Below are 16,497 nucleotides of genomic sequence, written 5' to 3'. Positions count from 1 at the left end.
GCAGTCAAATTGACATAGAAGGTGCAAGTTAGGTTGCAAAAACAGAAAATAAGGTTTGTACGATTCGTTACAATCCCAAAATGGTTGAATCTCCATTAATAGCACTGACTGGGTTCATTAGAAACCAAAAAGAGCATCCCAAAGTCTTGTTCTTGAACTTTGAGAATGCTCTTTTTGATATTTATTTTAAGTTCTTGGTCATCAGCAGATGAGGAATGCCATCTTCCATGAATACGTCCGAGACTGCCGTGTATCCGAGACGTTCATAGAACCCGGAGGCTTGTACCTGTGCGTGCAGCTTGGCCTTCTCAAGCCCTTGAGCGAGAGCCATCTGCTCCAGCTTATCGATCAGCACACGACCAAGTCCATGTTTCCGATAATCGATCATGACACAGATCCGTTCCAATTTGGCAACATTTTCGACCACGCGTAGTCTGGAAGAGGCGGCAGGAACGCCGTCTACGTAGAGCAGGATATGTTTTGCTTCCGTATCCAATGCATCAAAGGTGTCGAATTCATCTTCTGCAGGCACCCCTTGCTCTTCAACAAAAATAGCGGTACGAATGGCGAAGCAGGCGTCGAGCAATTCCTGGTTATTAGCTTCAACAATAGTTGTATTCATGAATGTTTCTCCTTTAGTCAATCCTAATTCTATTCTGGCATGGTAAACTGGTAGATAGCTTGAATATATACCTGTTCGATGTGTTATCATGGTTAAAATTTAAACTGATTCAATTCAGTTATATCATCAATTATGTTGCGAATGCAACAATTTTATAGAGGGGTGAATCCATTGACTGAAAAAAAAGAAGTGTTGCGTGAAATCGGCATGATTGCCCGCTGTTTGGATTCAATCAGCAACGTTGAATTCCAACATCTGAACTTGTCTCGTGGACAGTATTTGTATCTTTATCGCATATGTGAGAATCCTGGTATTATCCCCAACCAGCTCGCTGAATTAATCAAAGTGGATCGGACCACTGCGGCCAGAGCCATCAGCAAACTGGAAGCGGACGGGTTTGTCGTCAAACAGTCGGCAATGGGTAATAAAAAGAATAAGTTGTTATATCCGACTGATGCTGGTCTTGAAGCCTGGGAGTTCATCCGCAGGGAGGGTGTTCATTCGGACCAGGTAACGCTGGAGGGCTTAACGGAGGAAGAGATTGAGATTGCGGTTAAGCTGCTGCGCCGGATGCGCCACAATATTGAGGTGGATTGGAAATTCGTCAAAAAGGGCGGCCGCCGACCTTATATGGATCAATCTGAATGAGCAAATAGTGATATTCCAGAACTGTAACAACACAGGAGGGAAATATGCAGGTCATGAACCGGAAAAGACTGGTGTGGTTGGTCATACTGGCAGTTGGTATCGCGGCAGCATGGATTATTTTTATGAAGGAGCGGTTTGTAATGAACGATCCATCCCCGACAGTCTCTTTTGTACAGAATCATATGACCAATTCGAATGGCACACTGGCCACCTATCTTCAGGATGTTTTGTCAGAAGATCCAAATATTGTGACAGGTCGGGAGGCTTTGTCTGAATCCATCGGACTGTGGATGCAATACGCCGTAACCAAGAACGATCAGGTGTTATTTGAGCAGAGTTATGATCTCTTAAAGACCTATTTCTTGATGCCTCAAAACTATATTGCCTGGAAGCTGGATGCGGAAGGGAAATCTCATGTGACCACCAATGCGCTTGGCGATGATTTTCGAATCGTCGGGGCATTATTGAAGGCGGCAGATCAATGGGAGCAGGGCCGGGAGGAGAAGCTGGGAACAGCCAATCATATTGTCCGTACACTGACGCAATCCGTTCAGACCAAGGGGTATTATGTTGATTTTCACGATTTCGCCAATGGACATTCACCGGATATATTAAGTCTGGTTTATATTGATCTGCAGGCGCTGCAAGCGATGGAAGAGCATGAAATGCTGGAACCAGGAACCTATAACAAATACGAATCTCTGCTGAAAAGCATGCCGGATGACGGCGTATTTTACCCTAAAACCTTTAATGTTGTAACGAAAGAATATACATATGATGATACGGTCAACCTAATCGATCAGCTAATTGTCGCCAACCATTTAACGGCAACCAACCGGACGCCGGGCAAGTTAATTGCCTTTTTGAAAACTGAATTCAATACCCGTCATCAGTTGCCGGGTCAATATAAACGTACGGGTCGTACACCCGCCGTATCCTATGAATCTCCATCCGTTTATGGACTCGCCATGCTGCTCGCTGTTCAATCAGGTGATCCAAAATGGGCCAAACAGCTGTATAACCATATGATCGCCTTGCGCAGTCTGGATAACGCTTATCCGGGAGGGTACGTATTTGATGGCAATACACATATGTTTGATAACCTATTCCCTTTACTTGGCGAGACTGAATTACAAAAGTTCCTTGAAAAGTAATAATTCTGTCATTTTATATTTTTAATATTATGTTAGCATAATATTTGTCTAATCATGTCATAATTTGTTGTATTATAATTATCACTATCAAAATTCTACTGGAGAGAAGGTAACTATGAGGAATAAAGCACCCATTCGTCGTATTGCATGGGGATATGCCAGTTTGATCGGATTAGCCGTGATCCAGCAACTCGTTGTCTATCTTAAAATTTATATGAATCAGAGTTATACCATACTGGATGTGGTATTCAGTATCGCCTCGCTTGGTGCGCTGGTTCTTGGTTTTGTGATACCTGTCGGAGTGTCTGTCGTCGCCGGATTTGTATATCTGGTCTCTTACTTTGTCTGGCTTGTTACCTATGCAGATGTGAATGTGCTTACGTTCTCATGGTGGCTATTAATCCCGGCCAATGTGGCTGTGGCTGCTTTTGTTAAGGCAAGTCTTGTGCGCAGTGCCCGTGTCATGGAACGTCTGCAGGAGCTACAGGAACGTAATCCGCAGATTGATCCAGATACATCCTTGGGCAACAAGGAAGCTCTTGCCGATACGGTCATTAAGCAAAGCAATCTTGCCAGACGTTATTCGGAGCAATATGGATTCAGCATGGCCATGTTCAAGATTGAATTTTTGCCATTGGTACTGGAGTCACTTGGTTCCGTACGATATGCACAGTTTCTGCTTGAGCTGTCCAATACGATCCAAAAGCAAATCCGGTATGAGGATTACAAGTTTTATGTGGATCGGGGACGGTTTGTGATCATTTGCCCGATGACCGATGTGGGGCACTTGCCAGTACTTACAGAACGGATCAAAAAAGCGATGATGGACCTGCAGATGATTGATAAAAAAGGCAATGAACTACAGACGGTTATTCGATCCGGTGCACTGGTATTCCAGAAGGAACAGTTCGGCAAGTATGAGGATATTGATGCTGTTATTGCCGCGCTGGAACGGAACACAGAGACAGATCTCATTGGAGAGTATATCTAAAACTAGCGGGAAAGGAGAGATGCTCTGTGGACTATATGTCATGGTTCATCCCGATCTGCATCGCCGTCAGCTGTATGTTCGCGGTTTTTACAATTGTATTAACGATTGCCACTCTTCGCTTTCGATCCAAGGTGAATCGCAAGTACGATCGGAGGAAGGTAAGTGGCTGATTTTATATTGCTATTATCGATATTTAGTATATGGATTGCCGTATTTGAATCCATAGTCATTATGGCTGGAGCCGTTCGTTTTATTCAAAAACAGGACAAAAAGGGGATTCAGATTCCTAAGAACATGGATCATTATCCAACCGTAACCGTCATGGTACCTGCACATAATGAAGGATTGGTTATTGTAGCTACCGTGGAGCATATCCTGCGTCTGAATTATCCTGAAGATAAGGTTCAGATCATCGTTATTGCGGATAACTGCACGGACGATACAGCGGAGAAGCTGCGGACATTTCTGAGCCAAACCAGTTATGTACATCGGAATGTGACTGTTATGGAGCGTAAGGGTACGGGAGGCAAGTCTGGTGCATTGAATGACGGTCTGGAGATATCTACGGGTGAGTGGATTTGCATCTTTGATGCAGATGCTGCCCCTGAGCGGAATTCCCTGATGTTTCTAACACAGAAGTCTTTGGAAAACCCGGAACAATACGGTGTCGTGTTTGGCAGAAATAAAGCTCGGAACCGGGGACAGAACTTCCTTTCCAAATGCATTAATCTGGAGATCATCACATCACAGCGGGTTTACCACACAGGGCTGTGGGAATTATTCCAGCTGGGTTCCATTCCGGGGACCAATTATATTATTAAAACGGAGCTAATTCGTGAGATTGGCGGCTGGGATGTTACAGCGATCACGGAAGATACGGCATTATCCTTTGAGATTTTGAATCGAGGGCAATTCATTGCCCTTGCGCCCCAGGCAGAAGCCTATCAACAAGAGCCGGAAAAGGTCGGCGTGTATATGAAGCAGCGTGAACGATGGGCAAAAGGGAATTACCAGGTTGTTTTGGATAATATCCATAACCTGTTCAACCGGTCCAGCTGGCGTAACAAGTTGTTGGTTATCTATTATGCGGTCAGTTACTTTTGGTTTATGCTCGCCATCATTGTATCGGATATCATCTTTCTCGTTAATCTAGTCTACCAGATCATTGCGATGTTCAAACCGGAAGTGATTTCACCGTTCCAATTTGCCGGAGATGCGTATGTATTTCTCGTCATTGGATGGGCGTTTATGTACTTTATATATGTATTGCAGATCAATCTTGCACTCGCGGCAGACATTGGACAGAGCAATACTCGTAATTTCATATACGCCTGTGTATCCTATTTTACGTATGCGCAGCTGTTTATTCTTATCTCGATCAAAGCTTTCTACTCTTTGGTAATGGACAAGATCAAGAAACGTGAGAGCAAATGGTACAAAACGCAGCGTTTTGGCTGAGCCATTATAATCATCATCTTCTAATACGTAAGGGCTGTCTGCTGGAGTATTTCGGGCGACAGCCTTTTTGCTGTAGAAACCTATGCCGATATTCTGTATAATCTTCCAGGCTGAATATGAGAGCTGAACTTCATTACAGTAACGGAGGGGTTGCGCAATGAGCGAACGGGGATCGGATTTTTACGAAGATGGGGCCAATTTCGAGAAGTATATGGAACGCCGGCAGTGGCAGGAGAATGCCAATGATACGTTGGAGAAGCCTGTAATGCTGGAGTTAGTCGGAGACGTTGGGGGCTTGAGCATATTGGATCTCGGCTGTGGGGATGCAAGGTTCGGAGCAGAACTGTTGGGTCCCGCCCACCGTGGTGGCAGTTACACAGGAATTGAAGGTTCAGTGAATATGATTCAGGTAGCTAATGAATCGATAAAGGGTCAGAACGCACAGATTGAGCAAGCGTATATGGAAGATTGGAGCTATCCCGCAGATACATATGATCTGGTCATATCCAGACTGGCGATTCATTATATTGAGGATGTGGACAGCCTATTTCGCAAGGTATACCATACGTTAAAAGAGAATGGCACATTCGTATTTTCGGTAGAACATCCTGTGATCACGTCCACGTTGCAGCCTTCGGGGGTCCGAACCAACTGGGTTGTCGATCAGTATTTTGTGGAGGGGTTTCGGGAGCAGCAATGGCTTGGAGGTACGGTGAAAAAAATGCATCGCTCCATTGAATCCTACTATATGGCATTACAACAGGCAGGATTTCAAGTACAGCATCTGCGGGAATCGGCGCCTCAGCGTCAGCATTTTGTGAACGAGGAGACGTACCTGCGCAGACAGCGGATTACGTTGTTTTTATTCCTCTCTGCCCGGAAATAATACACAGAAAATTGTGGATAATTCATTATATAGCCAAACAGCCCAAAAACCTGTCCACATGTGGATAAGATTTTGGGCTGCTTCGACTATTCTGACTGTGAATAGATATAAAAAATTATTTATCCGATGCTCTGACATATACACGTTCTCCATGTCGGTCCACATCCACAGGTGATTCAAAAAAGTTACTCAGTACGTCTTTGTTCATCAACTCGCTGGTTAATCCGCTATTCACGATCTCACCCCGCCGGAGCAGCAGGCTGTGACTGAACACAGGCAATATTTCCTCCGTATGATGAGTCACGTAGATGAGCGAAGGGGTATCCGGCTTCTGCGTCAGCTCACTGATACTTTCAAGTAGCCGTTCTCTAGAGAACAGATCGAGCCCATTGCAAGGTTCGTCCAGAATGAGAACACGCGGGTTAGCCATCAGGGCTCGGGCAATGAGCAGCTTCTGCTTCTCCCCCTGGGAGCAGGTACGGTATTCGCGATCCCACAGATGCTGACAGCCGAGCGTATGCATCAATTCTCGTGCTTGATCCAGATCCTCGTCGGACAGTTTATCGTACAGTCCGATGGTGGCGTGTTTGCCACTAATCACGACATACTGGGTGCGGTCGGTGCCATACAATTTCTCCTGAAGGGAGGAGCTGACCCAGCCAATCGACTTCCGCAGCTCACGCAAATCCACATCCCCGTAACGGTGTCCGAGCACAGATATTGTACCTTCTGTGGGCCAGAGATATCCGGTGATCATGTTCAGGAGTGTGGTTTTACCGGAACCATTCAGGCCAAGCAATGCCCAATGTTCGCCTTCGTTTACACGCCAGCTGACATCGTTCAGCAGGGTGATTGGTCCCCTTTTCCAAGTAACATGCTGTACATCAATGATCATGGGTTATTCCTTCCTTCTGTTTAGCCTCTGTCTCCATTATCCTGACCTTATTGTAGTCATTTCCCCTCTAAATACCATCTCCTACACACTTATACTATTGGCTTGCTTCAATAAAATGTTACACATTCTACTGAGATGTAATGTTGAAGGAAGTTTTTCTATTCATTAGACATATTAATCTTACAGTTTTTATGAGTGGAAGAAGGATGTATCCGGAAAGCAGCATATGCAATCTTGATGAGAGATAACTCTATTTTCTCGCTTGCGGGTCTGTATGACACGGCTATCGCCGTCCTATTTGTCTGTCTCCGGAAGTATGAGCCCGATTGGCGTACCACGGATCGTCGCCGAGCAATAAGGGGAGAGACTCATGTCACGCTGCTTTCATCCGATCTGAAAGATTGGTCTTGACGATGAACTTAATATCTATTCAGAATCTTTGCTGGAATTTTGGAATTATCTTCCTGAGAAAATGTTTTCTCAGTGCATAATTTTAATTCATCGGATTAAATATTCCTCAAAATCAATATCTTTGCAAAATAGGAAATTTAAAGCGAGCATCAGAGATTAGATAGTTTTTTTCGTTTGGAAAATGATATAATTACAATTGTATTACATTTTATGGGAGAGGTGAAATATATTATTACTAAAAAAACTTTACAGCGTCTACTGATCTCATTCGTAAGCTTATTATTCCTTTCAATTATTGCAATGGTGATTGTATTCTACATGGATGATAAGCAAGGAGCTGAGCTTCCGTTAGCTTTATCATTAGGAGAATCCATGACTATATTTTTAATAGGTTCTTTGTTTATGTTGTATCCAATTCTTATTTTAGCTTTTGCAGTACCATTTTTAATTCTCAAGTATTATGACGTGAACATATTGATTCGAGCTCTGGTTTACTTGGTTACTGGCGTGATTTGTATGATTATACCTACTCCTATTGAAAATTATGATTATTTTTATATAGTGATTGCCCTAATCTTTGCTTTGATCGACTTCACCTGGTCAAGAACAAGTATGGCAAAAGAATGATGATAGATACCCAAACTTTTTAAAATAATATGGTTGTAATTCTCTCTTAATTTTCACCCTATATATGCAAGGGTAAAAATTAAAAAATGAGGGAGAGAAACAAAATGGCAAACTATGAATACTATTCTTGGAAACACATTCCTGCTGCGATTGTGACACAACACATCATTAAAACTCCGTTAAGCAACATTAAATCGGAAACGGTTCTTCGGCCATTGAATAAGACCACATATGTGGGCATTAATGGCGGATTTTTCGAAGCAACCCAAGGCTATAGCGTTCCACCAACGGGAGGCTCCTCGATTATTTACGTCAGTGGTGAAGAAAACCAGACTGTTACCTATGAAGGTAGAACTCTTAAAAAGAACTATTTGTCTAACACAGGGGTAAATGGTAACGAAATCTCCAGAAAGACAGCTGTGTTTTATCGAGATATGAATGGCTCACTTAAAGCCACACATCTGTATGTTAAAAACGTAAATGAGGTTTATCAATACTATCCGAAATCAGTAGTAGAGATGGTGATTGGAGGTAATGATTACAATCTCGAGAGTTGGGGAGGGTCCTCAATCAAAGGAGAACTTGGATATTATCTGTCAATTCCAAGAACTATCTTGGCTTGGAAAAACAACGATGCATACCTAATCGCAGGTCAGGGGAGCGTACCGTTCATGCGGGATATCATGGATGATCTCGGTTTGAATGCTGTAAACTCGATTATGTTGGACGGATCGGGATCAACCCAAATGCAAATTGGTAATCCAAAAAGTAATCCAGTTGATAGTAACCGTTATGTCTATAACATGATTCGGGTGAAAACAACCTAATTAGTTACAATACCCTCGACAGAAAATAAGCTGCCATCTTGGCAGCTTATTTTCTGTCGAGGGACAAGAAGCGATTTAAGTGTGTACATAAATACCGTATCCCAAATTGAGCATGGGGAAGATAGACTTCGCACATTTATTTGGTCCGGTCGATAAAACAAATGTGATTCAGCGAATAAGGGGAAATCAGTACGAATTGAAATGGCGCGAGCAAGTGGACAGCATCGAAGCAAACTGGCAGGAATCGAACTGGCGCATTCATGGGCGACGGATGCGCATAAGTGGCTTAACATCTTCTTGAACCTGCGTTGACCGCTTTCTTGCCAGCCAGGAACTAGACTATTCCGAATAATTCAATTCAAAATAACCTTCACATATTTCGTTTTATATAAGTTGACCTAGGAGATGTTAAACAGCAACCAGCCTGGTTAACAACTAGACGTTAGCTCCTTCTCTCCCTCACTAACTGTTATAGCACCCCAGCTCAATTGAATCATTTGATTTAAATTTCCTCATTCATTTCATTTACCCCGCAGCGACACAAAGTTCGCACTTACCTTATATAGTGACACCAAGTAATTCCTTTTAAGAGAGAAATGTATTCTGGTTATTTAGTATCTTGAGAACTTATATTGCAATTGATCTTTTTGTGGTATGAACTTTGTGTCGTTATCCCTTAATGAGCTAATGTTTGAGTCAATTTATGTGTCATTTTTTTTGTTTTCTCATTCGTTTTTTTCTTTATAGTATATTTCAAACCGACCTATCTATGCTATTACAGCGCCTCTCATTTGATTATCTGTTAAGCGTATAAATCATTGTAGTTTTAAAAAAAATTCTTTTAAGGTTGTATAAAGGTGTTCTATTTCTCCTTATAAGTGAGAGAGAAAACGGCAGCCGTCAAATGTTAGGGAAAAGCACTTGTCGATTGTTTCCCCCCTTTCTTCTTTTACTCAAGATCAGCCCATTGAAAAGGGTGCAACACAAACCATTACACTATTGATCGTTCCCTAAGGAGGAAATTAATCATGTCTTGCTCTCAAACTAACTTAACACCTATCGCCATGTCGCCTATCCCATTACCTGTTCTTTCCAGTGGCTTTTCTACAATCTCAGGGCAACGTCTGTACGTTTGCGATAACCCAGAACCTTTGGCTCCTAGCACTTTTACAACACCGATCATTACTCTGTGGGAAGATTCAGTACCTAGTTCTGCCTCTGTTCGTTACCGGGTATTTATGTGGCATCATAATGACACTACACAAACTGTCAAATACGGATTGACCGTTGGGAATGGCGGAACTAACCCCATTACAGTAGGTTCAATTAAATACGAAACGACAGTTACTTCTAACAACGGAGATATTCTAACTAACGCTGGTCTCTGTCTCTCCAAAGCGCTCCTGGGACAAACGCTAACAGCAGATAGTACAACAGTAAGCGTTCCAGGTAGCTCGGTACGGACCGTTAAGGAGTTCACACTTGCAGCTGGGGAAGTTCGGGGTCTTGTAATGGAGTTCACCCTTTCAAGCGCATCGGCCATGTCAGCTAGAATTCGTACAGTTGCAGCGAATAGCACCTCTGCTGTTCTTAATACGCACCAAGGACCTGTTGTAAGCTCCGTAAAAACACACCCACGAGGAACATGGAACTATGCTGATGTCCAAGGTAGTGATGCAACACTTACTCTAGATAGCAGCGGTACATCTAACAGCGTTTCAGTACTTGACCAACCGTCTGTGTTCCCAGGTACTCTGCCGAATAGTGCAGCTTACGGCGGTATCTACAAAATAAACCTGACGATTAAAAATAATTCAGGCACTACACAGACTGTAAATCTATATCTAAACCCACGCGGCGGGCTGTTTGCAGGCGCTGTAAAAGTAGGCAGTAATGCTGTGAACGGCGTTTCCAAAACTAAATCTACTGAAGTAGTCAAAATTGGAGCCTTCTCTCTATCAAATGGACAATCTGTTACGGTTCCTGTTCAAGTGACTGCAGGTGGGGGAAGCTCGACACCGATAGCATTCTTTGCAAAAAAAGCATAAGTAGTTGACCAAAAATACAAACGATTCCTGATTTTAGGGATCGTTTTTTTGCTTTTCATCCCAATTTCCCCTATTATTTAGATGAATTGAAACTTTTTGATAACTCCCAGCGTTTAGATTATATCTTTTATTTGGAGGCGAAGATTATATGAAACGTATTGTTAAAATAGGAATCGCAGGAGTATTGCTCACTTCAGTATTTAGCGCAGGAGCGTATGCAGCAACTGTAGTTCCTAAAGTCTTTATTCATGGAAACGACATTAAAAGCAGCAGTACAGCTCCGAAACTTATTGATGGTTCAGTGTATGTTCCACTTCGTACCATTTCGGAGGGACTTGGTGTAGACATTCAGTGGGATAATAAAAACAAAACAGTACATGTGAACTCAGACCCGCAATTTAAAGCTGAGACTGGTAGCGTTACATATGTAAATCAACGTGATTTGGCTTTTAATTGGATCATGGCATATGATGATCGACGGAAAGAAGATGTGCTTGCTTTAAATGCGCCTGGATTTAAAACAGATATCTATAATGAGAGCTTTCCTTCTGGTACCTATAATATGGCAAGCATTGTTGAGATGCAGCCTGTAGACCGTAGCGATACGAGCATCACTGTACGTATTGTACAACGAGTCACTGCAGAAGATGATTACAATGTTAAAGTGGAGAAATGGAAATTTACCTTTGAGGGAACTGATAAAATTAAATCAGTTATGGTCGTACCTAAATCAACACAATATTTTGATCGTTATACTCTGTTCCCCGGAACGAGTTTTGGGGAATAATCGAAGAAAGCCGGGAATTCCCGGCTTTTTGTTTTATCTTTTATCAATAATTAAAATAGACAATACCCCGGTGGCAACCTAAGGTTGCCACCGGGGTATGTGGCACAATCGCAGCTGCGGCGTTAGTATGCAAATTAACGGATGCAGATGCAGATGCAGCCATAACCAAAGATGCCATGGGTATAGCTTCCCTATTCACAGGGGGATTAATTGAATATCATAACGACGGAACTTTCGGTAAAATTTTGTGCAGCGGTTGGGCTGCCTTGACCGGCTTGAAAGCTGTGAGACTGGCGTCCTGCGGTTTTACCGGTCCCGATGCCGCATTGGAAGGGTAAGTACGGATTCTTCCAGGCGTTTCAGGGTACCAGCGGTCATTGTGATATAAGTCAAGTGCTGCAAGGACTTTGGTCAGGATTTTAAAGTGACCCACATTTATTTCAAACGTCACGCTTGCCAGCGCGGTCTTCACGCAACCCTGGATGCCTTGCTCGATTTTCGAGAAAGCTATCATCTAACGCCTGCGAATATTAAATCGGTTGATGTGAGAACGTCTTCATTTGTCTAACGTTTTAACCAATCCGAACCCCAAAACAGCAATTGGCGCGCAGGCCAGCACGCAAATTGCTTCAGCCGTAGCCCTCAAAGTTCAGCAATATCTGGCTGAGAATCCTACACATTTTTTGTGCTGCTCGTGTTGTCTTGACAACACATGACGGCCATCCATACGAAAGATGGATGCCTGTACCTCTAGGTGATATTGAAACCCCTTTTGACTGGGCAGTGATCCCCAACTTTCAGAAGTCAGGGCTTTAAGTTACAAGGTAGGATCAATCAAGAAATTGATGCTTGTAATCTAGCTATTCGACAGAGATTATTGGAGCCAGAAGTTCAAGAATCTGATTTAAGAGCTATACGTACGAAACTTAAAAATGAACATAAAACTATTTATAGTGGACTTTCAGCAACAACACACGGCAACTCTGCATTAAAAAATGTAGCTATAGAAAAACCCAGAAACAACATTTTTATTCTTCCTTTAAGAGGTGAAGACAAAAAACTAATGAGGTGACACCGTTACACTTAGGTAGAGCTTTTCTTTTGGGAGCTATAGCTTATATGATTCTCAATTATGATCCACATCAAGCAAGGCAAGATGAATTTGAAGACTTCCTAAAAGAACATATTGATCCCACGGTATCCTGATTCTCTCAAAATGTTCAAAACAGAAAAGGTCAAGATTTCATTAAAAGATACATTTATAATTTTATATTGAAACAATAAAAGCTCCTTTTTAGAAAGGAGCTCCTTTGTGCGTGTTCTTCTATGTAATGTTCTAATTCAAGTTTAATGCACTGCTCTAGATCCTCATGTCTCATTTTTAACGATTACTTCTTTTGGTTCAATTATCAATTCTAATAACCCTAGCCTTAAACTCTGCATAACATCCTCCTTAGGCATTTTGATGTATTTGGCCAGTTGCAGCATATCTTCTTCAAAAAAATCAACGATCTTCAAGAAAGCTCCTTGATCTCCCGTCCTGGCAAGCTGAACAAGAGCTATGAAGTCAGCTTCACTGATAACATTTTTAGAGTCTTCTTTTTCCATTTATTCACCGCCTGTTGTGAGATGTTCATTTCATTTGCCACGGTCTTCTCAGATTTCCCTTCCATATAAATGGAATGGACAACTTTCTTTGCAACATCGTTAGGAATGAGTTGAAAGATCTCTTGTACATAAAAATTTGAAACCGATTGATTCTCAAAAGAATCAATAGAGTTAATGTCAAACACCATACCATACTCTTTGTTAGACGTAACTCTATAACGATATTGCAATCTCCATGCTAACTTTTTCAATTCAGCTCTATACATTTCTTGTGTAGTTTTTTTCTTTTCCATTAGAATCACCTCTATATATAAAGGTAAATTGCGCAATCATTTAACAACTAAATAAGAACATTTGTTCTTATTTATTTTACTATATAGTTCCACAATCATCCAGTTAAAAGTTGTAAGTTCTCAAGTTATTTTTCCTTTACTAAGAGAAGGGAGGGTAACTATGGATATGGATAGCATTATACAATTAGTTCCTAATTTCGGTTTCCCAGTAGTGATTACATTCATGTTGCTGAAGTACTTAATGGACAACATCAAAGAAAAGTTTGACCGATTGGACCAAACTTTAAAGGAATTAATCGATTTAATAAAAGAGAAGAAAACGTTACCTTAAAAGTTCAAACTATTTACAGTTTTCTAGCTAACACCCATGTTCTTCCTAGGTGTAGTTGGTTTTGTATACACGACGATATGAAACCATCATATCGTCGTGTCCCCCTTTATGACATACCATAATCAATTGAGATAAAAAAAAGACGTCCTGAAATACCAGGTACGCCCTTTAGCTGTTCATCCCTTTTATTATTTGGCTTACCCTGCCTTGAGATACACCGACTAGTTTAGCCCATTCTTTTTGTGAAGAATTGGGATGTTGTTCCATTATTTCTGACAATCGGTAAGCTGCACGGACCGGGCAAGTTTCTAAACGAGAACTGTATGGAATTCCGATATATTGGCCTTGCCCTTCCTGGTCCTTCTTCGATCTTCTAACCCGCATATTCATTCCTTCTGCAGTGATTTGAATTTCCTTAACATCAAAATAGAACAATTCACTTCTTCTACATGCACCACTGAAACCAATAAGTAATAGGGCCCTATTTCTAAAACCAATCATCTTCTTATCCGGAACATACTCTAACATCTCCTTTAATGTGTCTACGATAATGGGATTTTTACCAGAACCATGAATTCTCTTTATTCGTTCAAAACCACTGTTGTATCAATATATTAGGCGTTTCTTGGCCGATCCCGGCGCAGGAATACAGCACACACCCCGAGCAGCGGCAAAAAAGAACATAGCTTGATGACGAATGAAATGCTGGTCACATCAATCAGGGAACCGAGCACAACCGAGCCGAGTCCCGCCATGCCGAACGACAGGCCGAAGAACAATCCCGATACCGTCCCAATATGACGCGGCAGCAACTCCTGTGCGTAGACAATGATGACACTGAAGCCGGACATCAGAATCAAGCCGATGATGCCGCATAATACCATGGATAGAGCAGGTCCCGCATAAGGCAGCAGCAGTGAAAATGGTGCAGTACCCGCGATGGAGAACCAGATCATCGGTTTACGTCCATAACGGTCAGCCAGTGGGCCGCCGAGCAGGGTTCCAACCATACCCGCAAATTGCAGAACGAACAGGCAGATCTGGGCCTGCGAAAGAGGCAGGTTATACGCATCGGCATAATAAAAGGCATAGTATCCGGTCATGCCGGCAATATAAACGAATTTGGAAAACAGCAGCAGGATGAGGATCCCCATTGTAAAAGCGATAAATCCCCGACTTACAGGTTGGGCAGCAGGCTGCACAATGCCATTTGCCTGTACAGGCTGTTGCTGACGGCTGCGATTTTCCGCCAATTTGTCTCTATACCAACGGCTAACGGAAGACTGGATAAAGATCCCGATTAGGGCAAAAGCCATTAGCCACAGAAAACTAAGCTGTCCATGCGGGAGCAGGATAAAGGCAACCAGCAACGGGGCGAGAGCCTGACCTGTGTTGCCACCGACCTGGAAGATGGACTGTGCCATTCCGCGTCCTCGACCTGCCGCCAGATGGGCAACGCGTGAGGATTCGGGATGCAGGATGGATGAGCCTATGCCGATCAATGCTGCGGAGACAAGCAGCATCCATAGCTCGGAAGACAAGGCAAAGCCGAGAACACCGATGAGGGAGAACAACATGCCGCCAGGCAGAAGGATCGGCATGGGCTTGCGATCAGACATATAACCGACCAGCGGCTGTAGAACCGATGCGGTAATATTCAATGTGAAGGCAATCCAGCCCATCTGGGCGAAACTGAGCTGCATGGTCTGCTGGAACAGCGGAAAAGCAGATGGAACAACGGTCTGCATCGCATCATTCAGCAGATGGGCGAAGCTGACTCCGGCAAGCGCCCAATTGGCGGAGTGATTGATTTGCATTTTGCTTACAGCGGCTTGTGCCACGGGAGATCACCTCGAATTATTTTTTTTACCATGATAAAAGATACAGACAGATATTGTCTTTGTGAAAAGTGCTTGGAAAGTGAGCACGATTTGCTATAATGTCAGCAGGTGAGGAAACGATGGAATTAAATATGATGCTGAATGGATTGGAATTGTGGAAGGCTTCTGGCGGATTCACCAATGAACCTCATGTGCATGATGACTGGTATCAGGTTACGTTGCCTGTAAGAGGGCAATGCCATCTGGTGCAGGAACAGCATGCTTATCCACTACAAGCAGGACTAGGGATTATTGCACATCCCCGGATGGAGCACTTTTTTGAGATTGGTTCGGATTCCGCGGTTATCGTTATCAAGTTTCGTAAGCCGCCAGCTGGCGGATTGGAGGATTCAGGAAGGCAAGGGGAGCAGACCGAATTTCGGACTACACAAACCTTCGATCCTGCTGAAATTAGCAGACTGTTTCGAGGCTGGAACGCCATTTTGCTGGACGATGCGCCTGAACCATTGCAGATACAGGAAACGGAGCTTGCAGTAGAGACATATCTTGGACGAATGCTGACTGGTCAACCGAATGGGAGTAACCTGACGCTGGCAACCGCAGGAATAGGTGTGGCGGGGAGCGTGGGGTCTAGCCTGGTTTGCGGGCAGCTTTCGAATCTGCTTCAGCGAACTAATAGCAACGGCGGCGCGTTCATCGACCCCCATCTGCGGCGGGTGCTGGAGTATATACACAGTGACTATACAAGTCCAATGGACATTGAATCCATGGCGGCGGTTGCGCACCAGAGCAGATATCATTTTATGCGTTCCTTCAAGGCACTGACAGGTTCAACGCCGTATCAGTACGTGCTGAATTTGCGTGTGGAGGAAGCCACCCGACGACTGCGCCATACAACAGATTCGGTGACTACCATCAGCTTTGGGCTGGGGTTCTCCAATGTCAGTCAGTTCTACAGGGCATTTCAGCGCGTGACAGGTGTAACACCGATGGAGTATCGAAACCAGATGTAGAATCAGAAGAGGTTGAAGCCAAGGGTATACGTATAAAAAATGTAACAATCCTGCGCT

At 43.2% G+C, this 16,497-nt stretch carries 21 protein-coding genes; 15 read left to right on the top strand and 6 right to left on the bottom strand.

Translation table 11 applies throughout. The features are described 5' to 3' along the window. Nucleotides 1-181 precede the first annotated feature (181 nt). The gene (locus tag BLS14_RS14185; RefSeq protein ID WP_090952406.1) at nucleotides 182-622 is read right to left on the bottom strand and encodes a GNAT family N-acetyltransferase; all 441 of its coding nucleotides are present in this window, start codon (nucleotides 620-622) and stop codon (nucleotides 182-184) included. Nucleotides 623-829: 207 nt separating this feature from the next. Between BLS14_RS14185 and BLS14_RS14180 the strand changes: the two genes are divergently transcribed. From BLS14_RS14180 to BLS14_RS14160, 6 genes are all read left to right on the top strand, one after another. Next, a complete protein-coding gene (locus BLS14_RS14180; RefSeq protein ID WP_240343003.1) occupies nucleotides 830-1,270 on the top strand; it encodes a MarR family winged helix-turn-helix transcriptional regulator in 441 nt (146 codons plus the stop codon). 53 nt (nucleotides 1,271-1,323) lie between these two features. After that, a complete protein-coding gene (locus BLS14_RS14175) occupies nucleotides 1,324-2,424 on the top strand; it encodes a glycosyl hydrolase family 8 (protein ID WP_371121633.1) in 1,101 nt (366 codons plus the stop codon). 115 nt (nucleotides 2,425-2,539) lie between these two features. Then, nucleotides 2,540-3,415 carry a diguanylate cyclase domain-containing protein gene (locus BLS14_RS14170; RefSeq protein ID WP_063565901.1) on the top strand — a complete coding sequence of 292 codons (876 nt, stop codon included), beginning with the start codon at nucleotides 2,540-2,542 and terminating at the stop codon, nucleotides 3,413-3,415. A 26-nt stretch (nucleotides 3,416-3,441) separates the two neighbouring features. Continuing rightward, complete coding sequence (locus BLS14_RS32595; protein WP_162842446.1) at nucleotides 3,442-3,585, top strand: hypothetical protein; 144 nt, start codon at nucleotides 3,442-3,444, stop codon at nucleotides 3,583-3,585. Continuing rightward, a complete protein-coding gene (locus BLS14_RS14165) occupies nucleotides 3,578-4,873 on the top strand; it encodes a glycosyltransferase family 2 protein (protein ID WP_063565902.1) in 1,296 nt (431 codons plus the stop codon). The genes BLS14_RS32595 and BLS14_RS14165 overlap by 8 nt, the downstream gene beginning before the upstream one ends. Nucleotides 4,874-5,030: 157 nt before the next feature. After that, nucleotides 5,031-5,759 (top strand): class I SAM-dependent DNA methyltransferase, encoded by a 729-nt coding sequence (locus tag BLS14_RS14160; protein WP_090952400.1) that lies wholly within the window; start codon nucleotides 5,031-5,033, stop codon nucleotides 5,757-5,759. A gap of 115 nt (nucleotides 5,760-5,874) precedes the next feature. Here BLS14_RS14160 and BLS14_RS14155 read toward each other — a convergent pair whose 3' ends face one another. Next, entirely contained in the window at nucleotides 5,875-6,654 is a 780-nt protein-coding gene (locus tag BLS14_RS14155) for an ABC transporter ATP-binding protein (RefSeq protein ID WP_024629731.1), read from the bottom strand. Nucleotides 6,655-6,888: 234 nt separating this feature from the next. Between BLS14_RS14155 and BLS14_RS32590 the strand changes: the two genes are divergently transcribed. The 7 genes from BLS14_RS32590 to BLS14_RS32585 all read left to right on the top strand — a co-directional run bounded on the left by BLS14_RS32590 (nucleotide 6,889) and on the right by BLS14_RS32585 (nucleotide 12,426). Continuing rightward, nucleotides 6,889-7,065, top strand: a complete 177-nt coding sequence (locus tag BLS14_RS32590; protein ID WP_176854525.1) for a hypothetical protein — start codon at nucleotides 6,889-6,891, stop codon at nucleotides 7,063-7,065. Nucleotides 7,066-7,383: 318 nt separating this feature from the next. Beyond that, nucleotides 7,384-7,692, top strand: coding sequence for a hypothetical protein (locus BLS14_RS14150; protein ID WP_143021542.1), 309 nt, complete (start codon nucleotides 7,384-7,386; stop codon nucleotides 7,690-7,692). A gap of 104 nt (nucleotides 7,693-7,796) precedes the next feature. Beyond that, entirely contained in the window at nucleotides 7,797-8,519 is a 723-nt protein-coding gene (locus tag BLS14_RS14145) for a phosphodiester glycosidase family protein (protein ID WP_176854523.1), read from the top strand. Nucleotides 8,520-9,547: 1,028 nt separating this feature from the next. After that, complete coding sequence (locus BLS14_RS14140; RefSeq protein ID WP_090952392.1) at nucleotides 9,548-10,567, top strand: hypothetical protein; 1,020 nt, start codon at nucleotides 9,548-9,550, stop codon at nucleotides 10,565-10,567. A gap of 148 nt (nucleotides 10,568-10,715) precedes the next feature. Next, nucleotides 10,716-11,354 (top strand): copper amine oxidase N-terminal domain-containing protein, encoded by a 639-nt coding sequence (locus tag BLS14_RS14135; RefSeq protein ID WP_090952390.1) that lies wholly within the window; start codon nucleotides 10,716-10,718, stop codon nucleotides 11,352-11,354. 62 nt (nucleotides 11,355-11,416) lie between these two features. Next, complete coding sequence (locus BLS14_RS33560; RefSeq protein WP_090952387.1) at nucleotides 11,417-11,692, top strand: MmgE/PrpD family protein; 276 nt, start codon at nucleotides 11,417-11,419, stop codon at nucleotides 11,690-11,692. Nucleotides 11,693-12,231: 539 nt separating this feature from the next. Then, nucleotides 12,232-12,426, top strand: coding sequence for a hypothetical protein (locus BLS14_RS32585; protein ID WP_176854521.1), 195 nt, complete (start codon nucleotides 12,232-12,234; stop codon nucleotides 12,424-12,426). A gap of 296 nt (nucleotides 12,427-12,722) precedes the next feature. Here the strand turns inward: BLS14_RS32585 and BLS14_RS14120 are convergent, their stop codons facing one another. Together BLS14_RS14120 and BLS14_RS14115 are read right to left on the bottom strand one after the other, a co-directional pair. After that, nucleotides 12,723-12,962, bottom strand: a complete 240-nt coding sequence (locus BLS14_RS14120) for a hypothetical protein (protein ID WP_090952381.1) — start codon at nucleotides 12,960-12,962, stop codon at nucleotides 12,723-12,725. Next, nucleotides 12,914-13,255: a sigma-70 RNA polymerase sigma factor region 4 domain-containing protein gene (locus tag BLS14_RS14115; RefSeq protein WP_090952378.1), complete on the bottom strand. Its 342-nt coding sequence runs from the start codon at nucleotides 13,253-13,255 to the stop codon at nucleotides 12,914-12,916. The genes BLS14_RS14120 and BLS14_RS14115 overlap by 49 nt, the downstream gene beginning before the upstream one ends. Nucleotides 13,256-13,415: 160 nt before the next feature. Here BLS14_RS14115 and BLS14_RS32580 point away from each other — a divergent pair, with 160 nt between their 5' ends. Continuing rightward, a complete protein-coding gene (locus BLS14_RS32580) occupies nucleotides 13,416-13,586 on the top strand; it encodes a hypothetical protein (protein ID WP_176854518.1) in 171 nt (56 codons plus the stop codon). 168 nt (nucleotides 13,587-13,754) lie between these two features. Here BLS14_RS32580 and BLS14_RS14110 read toward each other — a convergent pair whose 3' ends face one another. Further along, on the bottom strand, nucleotides 13,755-14,087 hold the full coding sequence (locus BLS14_RS14110) for a site-specific integrase (RefSeq protein ID WP_090952375.1): 333 nt from the start codon (nucleotides 14,085-14,087) through the stop codon (nucleotides 13,755-13,757). A 113-nt stretch (nucleotides 14,088-14,200) separates the two neighbouring features. Next, entirely contained in the window at nucleotides 14,201-15,427 is a 1,227-nt protein-coding gene (locus tag BLS14_RS14105; RefSeq protein ID WP_090809210.1) for an MFS transporter, read from the bottom strand. A 119-nt stretch (nucleotides 15,428-15,546) separates the two neighbouring features. Between BLS14_RS14105 and BLS14_RS14100 the strand changes: the two genes are divergently transcribed. Beyond that, on the top strand, nucleotides 15,547-16,440 hold the full coding sequence (locus tag BLS14_RS14100) for a helix-turn-helix domain-containing protein (RefSeq protein ID WP_063565905.1): 894 nt from the start codon (nucleotides 15,547-15,549) through the stop codon (nucleotides 16,438-16,440). Nucleotides 16,441-16,497: the final 57 nt, after the last annotated feature.

It is taken from the genome of Paenibacillus sp. OK060 (assembly GCF_900101205.1).
Lineage (GTDB): Bacteria > Bacillota > Bacilli > Paenibacillales > Paenibacillaceae > Paenibacillus > Paenibacillus marchantiae.
This window is presented reverse-complemented; position numbering and strand designations above follow the sequence as displayed.